This is a genomic window from Mesorhizobium sp. P2_D5 (assembly GCF_056404355.1).
Map to the genome: position 1 here is coordinate 215,890 of NZ_JBFUEE010000004.1, position 15,132 is coordinate 231,021.

At 61.4% G+C, this 15,132-nt stretch carries 19 protein-coding genes; 12 read left to right on the forward strand and 7 right to left on the reverse strand.

Going from position 1 to position 15,132, the window contains the following annotated elements:
- Window positions 1-7: 7 nt before the first annotated feature.
- The 9 genes from mobA (at window position 8) to AC1DYW_RS18760 (ending at window position 6,594) form a co-directional block, all read left to right on the forward strand.
- Window positions 8-640 (forward strand): molybdenum cofactor guanylyltransferase MobA, encoded by a 633-nt coding sequence (gene mobA / locus AC1DYW_RS18720; RefSeq protein WP_477227235.1) that lies wholly within the window; start codon window positions 8-10, stop codon window positions 638-640.
- Window positions 637-1,146, forward strand: coding sequence for a molybdopterin-guanine dinucleotide biosynthesis protein B (gene mobB / locus AC1DYW_RS18725; RefSeq protein ID WP_477227236.1), 510 nt, complete (start codon window positions 637-639; stop codon window positions 1,144-1,146). The genes mobA and mobB overlap by 4 nt, the downstream gene beginning before the upstream one ends.
- A 157-nt stretch (window positions 1,147-1,303) precedes the next feature.
- Window positions 1,304-2,089 (forward strand): ABC transporter substrate-binding protein, encoded by a 786-nt coding sequence (locus AC1DYW_RS18730; RefSeq protein ID WP_095091531.1) that lies wholly within the window; start codon window positions 1,304-1,306, stop codon window positions 2,087-2,089.
- 75 nt (window positions 2,090-2,164) lie between these two features.
- Window positions 2,165-2,884: an ABC transporter permease gene (locus tag AC1DYW_RS18735; protein ID WP_095091530.1), complete on the forward strand. Its 720-nt coding sequence runs from the start codon at window positions 2,165-2,167 to the stop codon at window positions 2,882-2,884.
- A complete protein-coding gene (locus tag AC1DYW_RS18740) occupies window positions 2,881-3,750 on the forward strand; it encodes an ABC transporter permease (protein ID WP_477227237.1) in 870 nt (289 codons plus the stop codon). Before AC1DYW_RS18735 ends, AC1DYW_RS18740 begins: the two co-directional genes overlap by 4 nt.
- A 104-nt stretch (window positions 3,751-3,854) precedes the next feature.
- Window positions 3,855-4,724 (forward strand): NAD(P)-dependent oxidoreductase, encoded by an 870-nt coding sequence (locus AC1DYW_RS18745; RefSeq protein WP_477227238.1) that lies wholly within the window; start codon window positions 3,855-3,857, stop codon window positions 4,722-4,724.
- 8 nt (window positions 4,725-4,732) lie between these two features.
- A complete protein-coding gene (locus AC1DYW_RS18750; protein ID WP_477227239.1) occupies window positions 4,733-5,437 on the forward strand; it encodes a DNA alkylation repair protein in 705 nt (234 codons plus the stop codon).
- Entirely contained in the window at window positions 5,397-5,978 is a 582-nt protein-coding gene (locus AC1DYW_RS18755; protein WP_095091526.1) for a GNAT family N-acetyltransferase, read from the forward strand. The genes AC1DYW_RS18750 and AC1DYW_RS18755 overlap by 41 nt, the downstream gene beginning before the upstream one ends.
- Before the next feature lie 46 nt (window positions 5,979-6,024).
- A complete protein-coding gene (locus AC1DYW_RS18760) occupies window positions 6,025-6,594 on the forward strand; it encodes a DUF3299 domain-containing protein (RefSeq protein ID WP_477227240.1) in 570 nt (189 codons plus the stop codon).
- Window positions 6,595-6,608: 14 nt separating this feature from the next.
- On the opposite strand, the gene AC1DYW_RS18765 is transcribed toward AC1DYW_RS18760, so the two are convergent.
- From AC1DYW_RS18765 to AC1DYW_RS18780, 4 genes are all read right to left on the reverse strand, one after another.
- A complete protein-coding gene (locus tag AC1DYW_RS18765; protein WP_006205209.1) occupies window positions 6,609-7,100 on the reverse strand; it encodes an Lrp/AsnC family transcriptional regulator in 492 nt (163 codons plus the stop codon).
- 109 nt (window positions 7,101-7,209) lie between these two features.
- Window positions 7,210-7,935: a uracil-DNA glycosylase family protein gene (locus tag AC1DYW_RS18770; RefSeq protein WP_477227241.1), complete on the reverse strand. Its 726-nt coding sequence runs from the start codon at window positions 7,933-7,935 to the stop codon at window positions 7,210-7,212.
- A complete protein-coding gene (locus tag AC1DYW_RS18775; RefSeq protein ID WP_477227242.1) occupies window positions 7,875-8,486 on the reverse strand; it encodes a glutathione S-transferase in 612 nt (203 codons plus the stop codon). Before AC1DYW_RS18775 ends, AC1DYW_RS18770 begins: the two co-directional genes overlap by 61 nt.
- A 51-nt stretch (window positions 8,487-8,537) precedes the next feature.
- Window positions 8,538-9,158, reverse strand: a complete 621-nt coding sequence (locus tag AC1DYW_RS18780) for a thermonuclease family protein (RefSeq protein WP_477227243.1) — start codon at window positions 9,156-9,158, stop codon at window positions 8,538-8,540.
- A gap of 74 nt (window positions 9,159-9,232) precedes the next feature.
- Between AC1DYW_RS18780 and AC1DYW_RS18785 the strand changes: the two genes are divergently transcribed.
- On the forward strand, window positions 9,233-10,753 hold the full coding sequence (locus tag AC1DYW_RS18785; protein WP_477227244.1) for a sensor histidine kinase: 1,521 nt from the start codon (window positions 9,233-9,235) through the stop codon (window positions 10,751-10,753).
- Between the two features lie 25 nt (window positions 10,754-10,778).
- Here AC1DYW_RS18785 and AC1DYW_RS18790 read toward each other — a convergent pair whose 3' ends face one another.
- On the reverse strand, window positions 10,779-11,777 hold the full coding sequence (locus tag AC1DYW_RS18790) for a nicotinate-nucleotide--dimethylbenzimidazole phosphoribosyltransferase (RefSeq protein WP_457153122.1): 999 nt from the start codon (window positions 11,775-11,777) through the stop codon (window positions 10,779-10,781).
- Between the two features lie 198 nt (window positions 11,778-11,975).
- Here AC1DYW_RS18790 and AC1DYW_RS18795 point away from each other — a divergent pair, with 198 nt between their 5' ends.
- Window positions 11,976-12,209, forward strand: coding sequence for a DUF1289 domain-containing protein (locus AC1DYW_RS18795; RefSeq protein ID WP_095091520.1), 234 nt, complete (start codon window positions 11,976-11,978; stop codon window positions 12,207-12,209).
- Between the two features lie 13 nt (window positions 12,210-12,222).
- Entirely contained in the window at window positions 12,223-12,927 is a 705-nt protein-coding gene (locus tag AC1DYW_RS18800; protein WP_477227245.1) for a TIGR02281 family clan AA aspartic protease, read from the forward strand.
- A gap of 15 nt (window positions 12,928-12,942) precedes the next feature.
- On the opposite strand, the gene dusA is transcribed toward AC1DYW_RS18800, so the two are convergent.
- Complete coding sequence (gene dusA / locus AC1DYW_RS18805) at window positions 12,943-13,941, reverse strand: tRNA dihydrouridine(20/20a) synthase DusA (RefSeq protein WP_477227246.1); 999 nt, start codon at window positions 13,939-13,941, stop codon at window positions 12,943-12,945.
- 202 nt (window positions 13,942-14,143) lie between these two features.
- Window positions 14,144-15,028 (reverse strand): LysR substrate-binding domain-containing protein, encoded by an 885-nt coding sequence (locus tag AC1DYW_RS18810; protein ID WP_457154194.1) that lies wholly within the window; start codon window positions 15,026-15,028, stop codon window positions 14,144-14,146.
- Between the last annotated feature and the right edge of the window lie 104 nt (window positions 15,029-15,132).

The window sequence follows — 15,132 nt, forward strand, 5'->3', positions numbered from 1 at the left end:
CGGTGGCATGAAGCGAGATGTTGCGGGGATCATTCTGGCCGGCGGCCAGTCAAGACGAATGGGCGGTGGCGACAAGAGCCTGTTGCCGCTTGGCGGTGGTCGCGTGCTTGACCAGGTCGTGTCCCGCCTTGGCCCGCAGGTCGCCCCCCTCGCGCTCAGCGCCAACGGCGACGCCACACGCTTCTCACGCTACGAGCTGCCAGTGCTTGCCGACACTGTGACCGGTTTTGCCGGCCCGCTTGCCGGAATCCTGACCGGCCTCGAATGGGTCGCAGCCAACACGGCTTGCAAGACTGTCGTCACCGTTGCCGGCGACACGCCCTTCCTGCCGCTGGATCTTGTCGAACGACTGGCGACAGAAACCGATCAGCGTCCCGGTTCGATTGCCGTTGCTTGCTCGGCCGGCAAGCGGCATCCGACCTTCGCGCTGTGGCCGACGGACTGCCGGGACGCCTTGCGGCACTTTCTGGTCGATGAGGATATCAGGCGGGTTTCGGCCTTCATCGACCGGCATGGATTTGTCGAGGTGGAATTCCCGGTTCCGCAATCCGCAGGCCAACTGGTCGACCCTTTCTTCAACATCAATGTGCCCGATGATCTTGTTCAGGCCGATCGTTTGTTGCGGAGCATGAAATCATGAACAGACACGTTTTCGGCATCACCGGCTGGAAGAATTCCGGTAAGACGACATTGACCGAAAGGCTGGTCACCGAACTTGTCCGGCGCGGCTGGAAGGTGTCGACTGTGAAACACGCCCATCATGACTTCGACATCGACAAGCCGGGCGCCGACAGCTTCCGCCACCGGCAGGCCGGCGCCACCGAAGTCGCGATCGTGTCAGGAAACCGCTGGGCGCTGATGCACGAACTGCGCGGTGAGAGTGAGCCGACATTGGAGGCGATTCTGTCACGGCTCGCACCGTGCGATCTGGTGCTGGTCGAAGGCTACAAGCGCGAAGCCCACCGCAAGATCGAAACCCGACGGCTGGAAGCGAAGGACCGCACGCCTCTATCGGCAACGGATCCCAACATCGTCGCTGTCGCCGCCGACTTTGCGGCCGAAGGCGAGCTCTTGCCGGTGTTCGATCTCGACGATGTGAAATCAATAGCCGACTTCATCGAGCGGGACACTGGGCTCGTTGCTTGAGAGCTAACGCAGCGGCAGAATAGCCTTGCCCCTTTTTGCGGTTTTGCAGTTGCTTTTTTCTTGGAAAGAGTGGGAGTATCGCGCCAGCGGGCGGTCAAAAGCACCGCCCCACAGAGCCGTTTGGAACGACGGCCGGGACCATAAAGAGAGGACTATCATGCGTATTGCACTGCGTATCGCGCTTGCCGCATCGGCTGCGCTGCTGACGCTCGGCGTAGCCCAGGCCCAGGAAAAGACCCTGAGGATCGGCACCGAAGGCGCCTACCCACCCTTCAACAACCTCACCGCCGATGGCCAGCTCGTCGGTTTCGACATCGACATCGCCAAGGCGCTTTGTGACCAGATGAAGGTCAAGTGCACCTTCGTCGCCCAGGATTGGGACGGCATCATCCCCGCTCTCCAGGCCGGCAAGTTCGACGCCATCGTCGCCTCGATGTCGATCACGCCGGAGCGCAAGGAGAAGGTCGACTTCACCAACAAATATTACAACACGCCGTCGGCCCTGGCCGTGCCTAAAGACAGCACCCTGAAAGGCGTGACCAAGGCAGATCTCGCTGGCAAGACCATTGGTGTCGCCACCACGACCACGCATTTCAACTATGCCTCGAAGACTTATACTGACAGCACCGTCAAGGGCTATCCGAGCAGCCCCGAGGAGCAGGCAGATCTTGCCAATGGTCGCCTCGACGCCATCGAGGACGATATTGTTGTGCTTCAGCAGTGGCTGGATTCGCCTGATGGCGCATGCTGCAAGATTCTCGGCCAGCCGTCGCCGCAACCGGTCGACATCTTCGGACCGGGCGCCGGCATTGCCGTACGCAAGGGCGAGACCGATCTCGTCAACAAGTTCAATGCGGCCATCGAAGCCATTCGCGCCAACGGAAAGTACAAGGAAATCAACGACAAGTACTTCAAGTTCGACGTCTTCGGCGCCGAATCCTGATAATATGACAAAGGCGGCGGGGGTCCCCCGCCGCCTTTAGGTCTTCTGTGATCGCCGTGGAGACAAGACCAGTCAATGCCAGCCCAGAGCTTATGGACACTTCTCAGTTGGGGACCCGATGGCTGGCTTGATGATATCGCTTATGGCGCCCTGGTTACCGTCGCGCTCGCACTCGCCACGCTGCCGATCGGGCTGACAATCGGCTTTTTCATTGCATACGCCAAACAGTCCGAAGAACCCTCGCTGCGCCTCGCCGCCAACATCTACACCACGGTCTTCCGCGGCCTGCCGGAACTGGTGACGCTTTTCCTGTTTTTCTTCGGCGTGCCAATTCTGCTGCAGCATCTCATCCGGTATTTCCGGCCCGACGCGACCATCGACGTCAACGGCTTCGTCGCCGGCATGATCGTGCTTTCCCTGATCTTCTCGTCCTATGCCAGCGAAGTTTTCCTGTCGGCATTCCGCGCCATACCGAAGGGCCAGTATGAGGGCGGCTATGCCATTGGCCTTTCCAACTGGTTGACCATGCGCAAGGTTATCTTGCCGCAGCTGCTTCGTATCGCGTTTCCCGGCTTGGAAAACTGCTGGCTTAGTCTGCTCAAGGATACTTCGCTGGTGTCGGTCGTCGGTCTCGCCGAGACGCTGCGCAATGCCGGTGTGGCGGCTCGCGTTACCAAGCACTCGTTCCTGTTTTACAGCGTGGCGGCCCTGGTCTTTCTCGGCCTGGCCATCGTGTCGTCCTTCGCCACCAGCGCCATCCTGCGCTCGCTCGGCCGGCGGGAGGCACAACGATGAGCGCTACAGCCACCATGGTCGAACGGCCACCGCCACGGGCGCGGGGCTGGCCGCGTCCCCGCATCGCCGGCTATGCGCTCGTCGGCCTGTGGATAGCATTCGGCCTGGGCATTGTTGCCTATCTCGTCCTTGCCTGGAATCCGGCCTTCTTTGCCAAGTATGCGCCGGCCTATCTGAGCGGGCTTGGGGTCACCCTGTCGCTGGTCGCCATAGCGATGGTGCTTGGTGCCATACTGTCGCTCCCTGTCGCCTACGGCCGCATGTCTAAGAACCGAATCCTATCCAGCCTCGCCTATTGCTATGTCTACTTTTTCCGTGGCACGCCGCTGCTGGTCCAGACGTTTCTGGTCTATTACGGCGTCGGCTCTTTCCGGCCGCAACTCAGCGAATTCGGCATCTACCTTCCCGTGTTTAGCGACGGGCTGACCGTCGCCCGATTCACGCTTTGGGATTTTTTCAAGGATGCATTCAACTGCGGCGTCTTTGCCTTTGCGCTCAACACCGCCGCGTACCAGGCCGAAATCCTGCGTGGCGCCATCGAGAGCGTGCCCAGGGGCCAGTGGGAAGGCGCTGCTTCCCTAGGCCTGCACAAACTGCAGACCTTGCGCAAGATCATCCTGCCGCAGGCGTTGATCGTTGCCTTGCGGCCTTATGGCAATGAGCTGATCCTGATGATCAAGGCTTCGGCCATCGTTGCCATCATCACCGTCTACGACCTGATGGGCAACGCAAAGCTCGCCTTCGCCAACTCCTTCGACATTCAGGCCTATATCTGGGTCGCCGTCGTCTACCTCGTCATGGTCGAGATATTGCGTCATGGCATTGAATGGATCGAACGCCGGATCACAATTCACCTAAAGCGTTGACCAATTCCCTGCACCAGTCGATCAGCCCACAGCCGACTTGACGAATTGAGCGCAAAGCCTAGAGCTTTCGCAGCAAATTTCGTTTCCGCCTGAAGGATAAAATCATGGCATCTGTGGCATTTCTCGGTCTTGGCGTGATGGGTTATCCAATGGCCGGGCACCTCAGGAACAAGGGTGGCCATGACGTCACCGTCTACAACCGCACCAAGGCCAAAGCCGAGCAATGGGTTGGCCAGTATGGCGGCAGCCTCGCCCTGACGCCGGCAGAGGCGGCCGAGGGCAAGGATTTCGTCTTCTCCTGCGTCGGCAATGATGACGATCTGCGTTCGGTGACGACAGGTCTGGAAGGCGCCTTCAAATCGATGAAGAAAGGCTCGGTCTTCATCGACAACACAACGGCCTCGGCCGAGGTCGCGCGCGAACTGGCGGCGGCCGCGCAGGCCGGTGGCTTTTCGTTTCTCGATGCGCCGGTCTCCGGCGGCCAGGCAGGCGCCGAGAATGGCGTACTGACGGTCATGGTCGGCGGCGAGCAGGAAGCTTTCGACAGGGCCAGGCCCGTCATCGATGCCTATGCCCGCATGGTCGGCTTGATGGGATCGGCTGGTGCTGGCCAGCTCACCAAGATGATCAACCAGATCACCATCGCCGGCCTCGTGCAGGGTCTGGCCGAAGGCATCCATTTCGGCAAGAAGGCTGGGCTCGACATCGAGAAGGTGATCGAGGTGATTTCCAAGGGTGCGGCCGGTTCCTGGCAGATGGAGAACCGGCACAAGACGATGAATGCCGGCAAATATGATTTCGGCTTCGCCGTCGACTGGATGCGCAAGGATCTTGGCATCTGCCTGACCGAGGCCGACCGCAACGGAGCCAAACTGCCGGTGACAGCACTTGTCGACCAGTTCTACAAGGATGTGCAGGCGATGGGCGGCAAGCGTTGGGATACGTCCTCGCTGCTGGCGCGCCTGGAAAAATAAGATTCGCGATGACCGAGCTTTCGCCCCAATCCAGTGCCGACGAAATCGTCGCGCATCTGCGCTCGATAGGCTCGGAGGAAAATCGCCGTGGCATGCTGCGCTACGGCATCAAGATCGAACGTGCGCTCGGCATCTCGCATGGCGTGCAGCGGCAGATTGCCAGGAAAATCAAGCGCAACCATGAGCGCGCTTTCGCGCTGTGGCAGACGGGCATCATGGAGGCGCAGTTCATCGCTTCCGTCACGGCCGATCCGAAGCGGTTTTCTGCAGCGGATGCAAGGCAATGGGCGTCGAGTTTCGACTCCTGGGATATCGTCGACGGCGTCTCCGATCTCTTCGTCGACACGGACGCCTGGAAAGACCTGATCGCTGAGTTCGCGGCCGATGAACGGGAATTCGTTCGACGCACGGCGTTTGCCATGATGGCCTGGTCCGTCGTCCACCGGAAGAAAGAACCGGAAGCGACCTTTCTCGCCTTCCTGCCCATCATCGAAGCGCATGCCACCGACGGCCGCAACTTTGTGAAGAAGGGCGTCAACTGGGCCCTTCGTTCGATCGGAAAGCGATCGATTGATATTCACGGTGCTGCGCTTGCCGTCGCCGAAAGGCTCGCGCAATCGACCGACAAGACGGCGCGCTGGATCGGCAAGGATGCTGTGAAGGAACTATCGGATGCCAGGACGCTCGAGCGCCTCGCCGCCAGGAAAGGCTGACGGACCTGAAATCCGCTTTACGGAAGTGACGCGCTCGACACGCGCGGATTTCGAAACCCTGTTCGAACAGCCGGGCGCACCGAAATATTGCTGGTGCATGGCGTGGCGCCATCTGCCCAGCCGCGAGCATGTCGAGAGCGACGAGAAAAGGCGGGCCATGATGGCGCTTGTCGATGCCGGCACGCCGGTCGGAATCCTCGCCCATCTTGATGGCAAGACCGTTGGTTGGTGCTCGGTCGCACCACGCCAGACCTATCGTAAGCTTTCACGCGAACAGGACGACAGCGAGACCGATATTTGGTCGATCGTTTGTTTCTACGTGCCAAGGGCTTTGCGCGGAAGTGGCCTGGCATCCGCGCTGCTCGACGGCGCCATCGATCACGCCTTCGCCAAGGGGGCCGGAACGATCGAGGCTTATCCGGTCGATCAGGCATCGCCGAGTTACAGCTTCATGGGCTTTCGCGACATGTTTGCGGCGCGCGGGTTCCACGAGATCGGCATGGCCGGTTCTCGCAGACATGTGATGCGGCTCGAGCGTTGACGCCATTGGCAACGGCGTCTCTACTCGGGTCCAAAGGAAGCGGCCAATGAGCAACGATATCAGATCATCCATAGCGCTCGCAGCCGCGCTGTTTGTGGCCCTTACCGCCGATGCCTCGGCCGAGACCGCACACATATTCTGGAGGGATCTGCGCCCGGCGACGCAGACCGCAGCCGAAAACGTCGGGCTGCCAATGATCGCGGCAAAATTGCCCGACCATGGCGAGACGCTGTCCCTGAATCTGCAGGACAAGACTATCCAGTTAGCAGGCTATGCATTGCCCGTCGATCGCGACGGCGACCTTGTCTATCAGTTCCTGCTGGTGCCTTGGACGGGCGCCTGCAGCCACATGCCGACGCCGCCGCCCAACCAGATCGTGCTGGTCACGCCATCCCACCCCTATAAGATGTCGGAGGCCTATCAGCCGGTTGCCGTCACCGGCGCGCTGAAGTCGGATATGGAGAAAAGCCAGCTGTTCATTCTCGATGGCGTCAGCGTCATCCAGTCCGGTTACACCGTGCGCAAGGCCGACGTGGTGAGCGTCGACAGCGTGCCAGACACGATCACGCTGCCGGTGAACTCCCCCTGGAGCTTCCTCAACAAGAAAAAGAACTGAGAAGCCCGGTCAGCTCAAGCGGCGTTGGCGCCAGATTCCTTGTCCAGCACCATGTAATCCAGTGGGATCTCGGTCGTGTATTTGATCTGCTCCATGGCGAACGACGACGACACGTCGCGGATCTCGATCTTGGCGATCAGCCGTTTGTAGAAGGCATCGTAGGCGGCGATGTCGGGCACCACGACGCGCAAGAGATAGTCGACATCGCCGCTCATGCGGTAGAACTCGACCACTTCGGGAAATTCCTGGATGACCTCGGAAAACCGCCGCAGCCATTCATGGCTGTGCGAATTGGTGCGGATCGACACGAAGACGGTGACCCGCACATTGACCTTTTCATGGTCGAGGATTGCGACGCGCCGCTTGATGACGCCCTCTTCCTCGAGCTTCTGGATGCGCCGCCAGCAAGGTGTCGTCGACAGCCCGACTTTCTTGGCAACGTCGGCGACCGCGAGTGTCGCGTCCTCCTGCAAGAGGCGGAGAATTTTTCTATCGAGGCGGTCCATCTTTTTCTCTCCGGGGGAATAGATTGGCTATATTCCGCCTTATTGGAGCCTTTCACAAGAAAGAAATTCTGCCGATCGGCCAAAAAGCGAGTGATTTCTTGCTGAAAGTTCAATCGAGACGATAGCGGATTTCCGATCTCAGGAATGGCAGCAAATCCATTTCAAACCATGGATTCTTCTTCAGCCAGCCGGTGTTGCGCCACGACGGATGCGGCAGCGGCAGCACTTTCCGGCTGCCGGGCTGATCCCAGATGGCACGCCAGTCCATCACCGTTTCGGTCAGCGAAGGTCGGCGCACGGCACGCATGTGCCAGGCCTGCGCATAGATGCCGATGGTAAGCACCAGATCGATCCGCGGCATCAACGCCATCAACGGCGCGCGCCACGCCGGCGCGCATTCGCGCCTCGGCGGCAAGTCGCCACCCTTGGCATCCTGGCCGGGAAAGCAAAAGCCCATCGGCATGATGGCGAACTTATCGATGTCGTAGAATTCCTCGCTCGTCACCCCGAGCCAGCTGCGCAGGCGGTCGCCGGAGGCGTCGGTGAACGGCATGCCTGTGATATGCACCTTGGTTCCCGGCGCCTGGCTGGCGATCAGGATGCGGGCGCTGGACGATGGTCGCAACACCGGTCGCGGTTCGTGCGGCAGTGGCTTGCCGATCGGATTTTCGACGCAGATGCGGCAAGCGCGAACCGTCTCGGCGAAGCTTTCGAGCGCATCCTCGTCGATCATGATCTCGTCCGAAAACTGGCTTCCACTTTTCAGGATCATGGTCAGGCGGCGGCGCTCGGCCGGCTGGAAACGGCTTGGTGCCAGCGCAACACATTGGCGCATTCGTCCGGCACCTTGATGCGTGCCGGTTTCATGAAGTCGACGGCGATCAGGCCGGTGATGTCGGCAATCGAATAGCTGTCACCGGCGATGAACTCCCGGTTGCCCAGTTCACCGTCGAGCAGCCTGAGGAATTCCACGGCCTTGGGCTTGTTGGCCTCGCCCCATTCGGTAATCTGCGGAATTTCCCATTCCTTCATCGCCGGGTGGATGTGACGGAAGGCCTGTGCGACGCAACTGAGCAGGTTGAATTCCATCCGTCTCTGCCACATCTCGACTTGCGCCTTGCCGAGCGCGCCACGCCCGAACAGGGCCGGTTCGGGCTGCAACTCCTCGAAATAACGGCAGATGGCGACGGATTCGGTGAGGATGGTGCCGTCGTCGAGTTCAAGCACCGGCAGACGCTGCAAAGGGTTACGCGAACTGACCGACTGCTTCCTGTGCTCCAGCGCGCCCATGTCGATGGGCACCAGCGGAACAGTAATGCCCTTCTCGGCCAGGAAAACGCGGACCCGCCTCGGATTGGGTGCGCGGCCACCGTCGAACAACTTCATTCCCATCCTCCCGGTTTCCCAACAACCATAGAGTTCAGCCCCTTACGGGCTTTACCAGAACCGAAAAATCTCACGCACGGCATCGCCGATCGACGCCAGCGTGCCGTGCTTTCTCTCGACAACTTCGCCGTGATGGCTGTCCCGCCAGTCCTGCGGCCGGTCGAATGTACCCGCCCACATGCCGACCCTTGCCGCACGGGCCGTGGCCTCCTCGCGCTCGAAGCCGCCAAACGCAACCGCCCAGCCCGCCTCCACCTGCGCGCGGTTGAGATCCTTGCCGCCGGCGGTGCAGTTGCCAAGCAACCGGCCGTAGCGGTCCCGCTGCCAGCCGGTACAGGAGACGGGCTTGCCGGCGATCAGTCGCACCAGCGCCTGGCGCGCAAGCGTGCCGCAGGGATAGTCGGCGCCATTCCTGCGGCAGGTCTGCGTATATTCCGGAGCGTCTATACCGCGCATACGGACACGCTCGGCGCCAAGCGTGATCGAATCGCCATCGTTGACGATTGCCACACCCTCCGTCTTGCGTGTTTCCACCCGGTCGAGACGAGCCGCCAGCAGGATCAGCAACCCGAGAATGATGACGGTAAGCGCGTAATCCATCAGACGGCGCCACAGGCTTCGGGGTGGCGCAGCGTATCTGCGGCGCGGCCTCGTGCCCCACGAACGGCTCATATGGCAAACGGTTGGTTAATCATTCGAACGTAGCTTAACACTTGGAAACCGCTGCTCGCATAAATTGAAGTTTCATGCCCTTGCAACGCTCGAACACAGCGGACAAGTTCATTGTGGACCGCAGGAAACCTCATCGCAACAGCGATGTCGCGCGCGCGGTGCGCAAGACGCGCGACCGTCTTTCGCAGCAGGCCGGCAATCCCGACTTTGATCGCGAACTCCTGAAGCTCCACGCCCGCGCGATGACAAGCGGCGCCATCGCCATCCCGCTGCTCGTTCTGGCGATCGCGGCAGCCGGCCGGTTTGCCGGCGTCGGCAATGAGATCGGCCTTTGGGCCCTTTTCACGCTCGCCTGCTACATCATCGTCACCTTCCTGGCGCGGCGCATTGAGCGTACTGAAGCTTCCGAGCTCAACCCCCTGCAAACACAAAGAGAATTGCTGATCGGCCACTTCCTTTGCGGTCTCGGCTGGGGGTGGTTCGTCTGGCTTGGCTGCAGCACTTGCCTGCCCGACCAGTTCCAGGTTGTCAAAGCGGTGGTGCTGCTGGTCGCCATGGCGGCCACCGCTGTCATGACCTCCTCCCTGGGCGGCGCCTTGCTGGCGACCTTTGCCGTTCCGGTGGCGCTCTACGCCTATGCCGGCGTCAAGCTGTGGATGCCGGTCGGGGCGATCATGGCGGGGCTGCTGGTCGTGTCGTTGCCCTTCTTCGCCTATGTCGCCCGTCACCTCAACCGCGCGTCCCTGATGCTGTTGTCGTTCCGCTCCGAAAAGGATGCGCTGGTCGCCGAACTGGAGACGGCGAAGTCGATGTCGGACGAGGCACGGCGGCGGGCGGAAGACGCCAATCTGGCGAAATCGCGGTTCCTCGCTTCGATGAGCCACGAATTGCGCACGCCGCTCAACGCCATTCTCGGCTTTTCCGAGGTGATGTCGAACGAGGTGCTCGGACCGATGAGCAACCCGACCTATCGCGACTACGCCCATGACGTGCATGAATCCGGCCAGCACCTGCTCGACCTGATCAACGAGATCCTCGACCTGTCGCGCATCGAGGCCGGCCGCTACCAGCTCAACGAGGAGCCGGTGATGCTGCTCAACATCGTCGAGGATTGCTGTCACATGATGGAATTGAGGGCCCGCAACAAGGATATCCGCATTGTCCAGGATTTCGAGCATGAGTTGCTGCGCCTGTTTGCCGACGAGCGGGCGGTGCGGCAGATCACGCTCAACCTTCTGTCGAATGCCATCAAGTTCACGGCTACCGGCGGCGAAATCCGCGTTCGCGTCGGCTGGACGGCGGGTGGCGGACAGTACATTTCAGTCAAGGACAACGGTCCCGGCATCCCCGAAGACGAAATCCCGGTGGTGCTCTCGGCCTTCGGTCAGGGCTCGATTGCCATCAAGAGCGCCGAGCAAGGTACCGGGCTCGGCCTGCCGATCGTGCAAGGCCTGCTCGCCATGCATGGCGGCGAGTTCGAACTTCATTCCAAGCTGCGCGAAGGCACCGAAGCGATCGCCATCTTCCCGCTGAGCCGGGTGATGGAAGAACTGCCGGCGCTGCCGACCGCGGCGGTGGCGGCGCGGCGGCGATAGCAGACTTCGCTCGTGTGTCTGGCGTCTAACCCCGAACGGCCGCCGCCATGCCTGAACTGGTCAGCGCCGCTGCCTTGACCAGGCCTGCGGCAAGAGCGGCCCCTGCTCCCTCACCATGGCCGATGCCCAGGTCGAGCAACGGGCGAAGACGGAGGCGTTCGGCGGCCCGAGCATGCGCGGGCTCCGACGACACGCTGGCAAGAAGGCAGTGGTCGAGTGCCGTGGGGTTGGCGGCATGCAGCACTGCTGCAGCCGCCGTTGCCGCAAATCCGTCGAGCAGAACCGGTATCTTCTGCATCCGCGCGGCGAGGATGGCGCCGGCGATCGCTGCGAATTCCCGGCCACCGACCCGGCGCAGCGCCTCCAACGGGTCACCGAGATGGCCGCCGTGAAAGGCAAGTGCCGCATCGACCACTTCAGCCTTGCGTACCTGCATCGCCGCACCGGCGCCGGATCCCGGGCCGACCCAGTCGGCGCCCTTGCCTCCGAACAGCGCCGCAAACAGGGCCGCAGCAACAGTGGAGTTGCCGACGCCGAGATCGCCGAGGCAAAGCAGGTCGGTGCCTCCCGCGATCGCTTCCATGCCAAAGGCCATGGTGGCGGCGCAACCGCGCTCGTCCAATGCTGCATCCTCGGTGAAGTCGGCGGTCGGGATGTGCAGGGCGAGATCGAAAACCTTCAGCCCGAGATCATTGGCAATGCAGATCTGGTTGATGGCAGCACCTCCGGCGGCACAAAGCTCGACCGCGTTGGCCGTCGCCGCCACCGGCCGTGGCGAAATGCCATGCCGGGTGGCGCCATGGTTGCCGGCAAAGACCGCCATCAACGGCCTTGTCACGGCGGGCGGAGCCCGCCCGCTCCAGGCCGCGAGCCAGGCGGCAATGTCCTCGATGCGACCAAGCGAATTGACGGGCTTGTCGGCCTTGGCAAACAGCGTTCGAACACGGACCTCGGCAATCGTGTCGGCCGCCGGCAAATTGGCCAGCAGGTTGCGAAAATCATCGAAAGGCAGCGCGCTGGTCATGTCGTCGGCATTCATTCCCTGGAGTTGGTGAGCGGCATAGCCGCCTTGCGCGGTTGGCACAACCTCCTGGATCATGCTCACGCATTTGCCGCAAAGGTCGCCGCGAAAGGCGTAATTGCGAGGGCTTGCATTGGCTTTGCGGTTGCACCATGTGGAGGTGCAACAAGGGATTCCTAATGGAACCCTCAAGAGAAAGACATGACGGTCATCGAATCCCCGTGCATCCTCGTCTGTTCGATCGACATGAAAACCGGCTTCTGTTTCGGTTGCGGACGCACGCGCGAGGAAATCGGCGCCTGGATCGGCATGACGCCCGAAACGCGTCGCTCCGTCATGGCTGAATTGCCTGCCCGTCTGGAAACGGTCGAGCGTCGGCCGCGACGGGAAACGCGCCGCGCTCGTATGACGCGCGAACGCGACGCGCTTTCGTGAGGCGACCACACAGATGAACCGCCTGTTCTGGATACTGATTGCCGCAATTGGGATGGGAGCAGTCCTGCTCATGCTCACCGATTCCGCCGGCAGCACGCTCGGCGTCGAGAATTACGATTTTGGCCGGCTGATCTGGCTTGGCGCCTTTGGCGCGCTGGTCGGCGCCGGCCTGCTTCGCTCGGGCAGGCCCCTGGGTGCCATGGCCCGGAACCTTGGCGCCTGGCCGGCCATCGCGCTCGCGCTGATCGCCGGCTACCAGTATCGTTACGAACTGCAGGATGTCGCCAGTCGGGTCACCGCGGGCCTTGTTCCCGGCAGCCCGCTGGCTCTGGGCGTCGAGGACGGCCACGCGACGGTGACACTCGACAAGGCGGACAATGGCCATTTCGAAGCCCGCATCCTGGTCAACGGCAATCCAGTGCGGGCTGTTGTCGATACCGGCGCGACCAGCACCGTGTTGACGTCCGAGGACGCCCAGGCATCCGGATTCAATCCAGCGGCGCTCAACTACACCATACCGGTCTCAACCGCCAACGGCATGGCGCGCGCCGCGGCCGTCAAGACCGATCAACTGGCGATCGGCGGCATCGTGCGCAAGGACATGCCGGTGATGATCGCGGCACCCGGTATGCTCAGCCAGAGCCTGCTTGGCATGAACTTCATCGGCTCGCTGTCGGGCTTCGATGTGCGCGGCGACCGCATGATCCTCAGGGATTGACCCCGACCTAACGCGTCAGGCGGCTTCGGCCGCCGCTCCACCGAACTCTACGGCTGCGAAGGCCGTTTTCAGTACGTCCGGTCCGGCACCGGGCCGGGTCGCATCGGTGGACAGGATCTGGCGGTAGCGGCGCGCGCCGGGCAAGCCATGGAACAGTCCGACCATATGGCGGGTGACATGGCCAAGCCGCCCGCCCTGTTCGATATGGTGGGCCGCGTACTCTGCCATGGCATCGATCAGCGCGGCGAAATCGAACGCGTCGGACTCGACGCCGTAGAAGGCGGCGTCGACGCCGGCCAGGATGCCAGGCGTGTGGTAGGCGACGCGGCCAAGCATGGCGCCGTCGACATGGTCGAGATGCGCCCGCGCCTCTTCGATCGACTGGATGCCGCCGTTGATGCCAATGAATTCGTTTCGTTTTCTGGCCTTCAGCCGATAGACGCGGCCATAGTCCAGCGGCGGGATGTCGCGGTTTTCCTTGGGGCTCAGCCCTTCCAGCCACGCCTTGCGCGCATGCACCCACAGCGCGTCGGCGCCAGCCTCGAAAACACCGTCCGCCAGCGTATCGAGCGCCGGCTCGGGATCCTGCTCGTCGACGCCGATGCGGCATTTGACGGTGACGGGAATCGCCACCGCCGCTTTCATCGCCGCGACGCAGTCGGCGACGAGGTCAGGCACTTTCATAAGGCAGGCGCCGAAAGCGCCCGACTGGACGCGGTCGGACGGGCAGCCGACATTGAGGTTTATCTCGTCATAGCCAAAGGCTTCGCCGATGCGCGCCGCCTCGGCGAGTTTTCCGGGATCTGAGCCACCGACCTGCAAGGCGACGGGATGCTCCGCCGCATCGAAGCCAAGCAGCCGCTCGCGCGCGCCATGGATAACCGCGTCGGCCACCACCATCTCGGTGTAAAGCAGCGCACGGCTGGTCAGCTGGCGATGGAAGAACCGGCAATGCCGATCCGTCCAATCCATCATAGGTGCAATGGCTATTCTAAATTCCTGATTTTTCAGCATTTTTCCTTTAACACTAAATCGCTAGACCTTGCCAAGTGCACACGAAATTATCGAATTTTCCCATTCAATCATAGGCAGTCGGCACCGCCTTCCGTCGAGGGGGGCCACCAATACACGAGGATTTCAGCTCCAGGTAATCATCGATGCCATATTTCGAACCTTCCCAGCCGAATTCTGACTGCTTGATGCCTCCGCGCGACGGCTATTTAGAACATCGCAGCGTGTTTACCAGCGCAGTTAGTGCAGCAGGCTGATGCTGGCGACTGGGGTAATACATGAAGAAGCCGGGAATAGGGGGCGTCCAGTTCTCAAGCACTCGAATGAGGCGGTGCTCAGTAACATGCCCCGCAACCTGCTCTTCATAAGCGAGCCCAAGGCCGGCTCCGGTGAGCGCCGCCTGAATCACCAGGTTGGTATCGTCGATTACGAGCGGGCCGTTCACACCGATTGTGATCGCCTTGCGTCCCTGCTCGAACTGCCACCGATACGGACCGTTCGGAAGACGCAGGTTTAGACATCGATGATCATTTAGATCCTTGGGCTTCCGAGGAATGCTTCGTGACGCAAAATAGCCGGGCGATCCCACTACCGCCAAACGCAACTCCTGCGAGACGCGCACCGCGATCATGTCCTTTTGAATATACTCGCCGAGTTGAATACCGGCATCGAACTCGCCTGCGACAATGTCTACGGGACCAGTGACAGTGACAACGTCAAGAACGACGTCAGGGTAAGCCTCGGCGAATGCAGTGAGCCTCGGCAATAATACCATCGTCGCAGCCGACCGTGACATTACAATTCTAAGGCGTCCCGCAGGTCGGTGGCGAACGCTTTGGGCTTTGTCCAGCGCACGAGTAATTTGCTCAAGCGCCGGAGACAGCTCCTTCAAAAGAGCTGCGCCCGCTGCGGTTGGCGCCACACTCTTGGTCGTCCGAGCAAGAAGCTGGAGCTCGAGACGCTGCTCAAGTCGCCGGATCGTGTGGCTCAGGGCGGACTGGGAGACGCCCAGCTTCGCGGCTGCATGTGTAAAGCTTCGCTCGCTGGCGACGACTGCAAACGCAGCGAGTTCATTCAGCTCATTTCCCATGATTTATGAATCTCACTCATGACACCATCCTGTGCAACATATCTAGTCTCATAAGTGCCCTTGTCCTAGGTTTGACCGACAGAAAGTCGACTCGTCACCGGCTT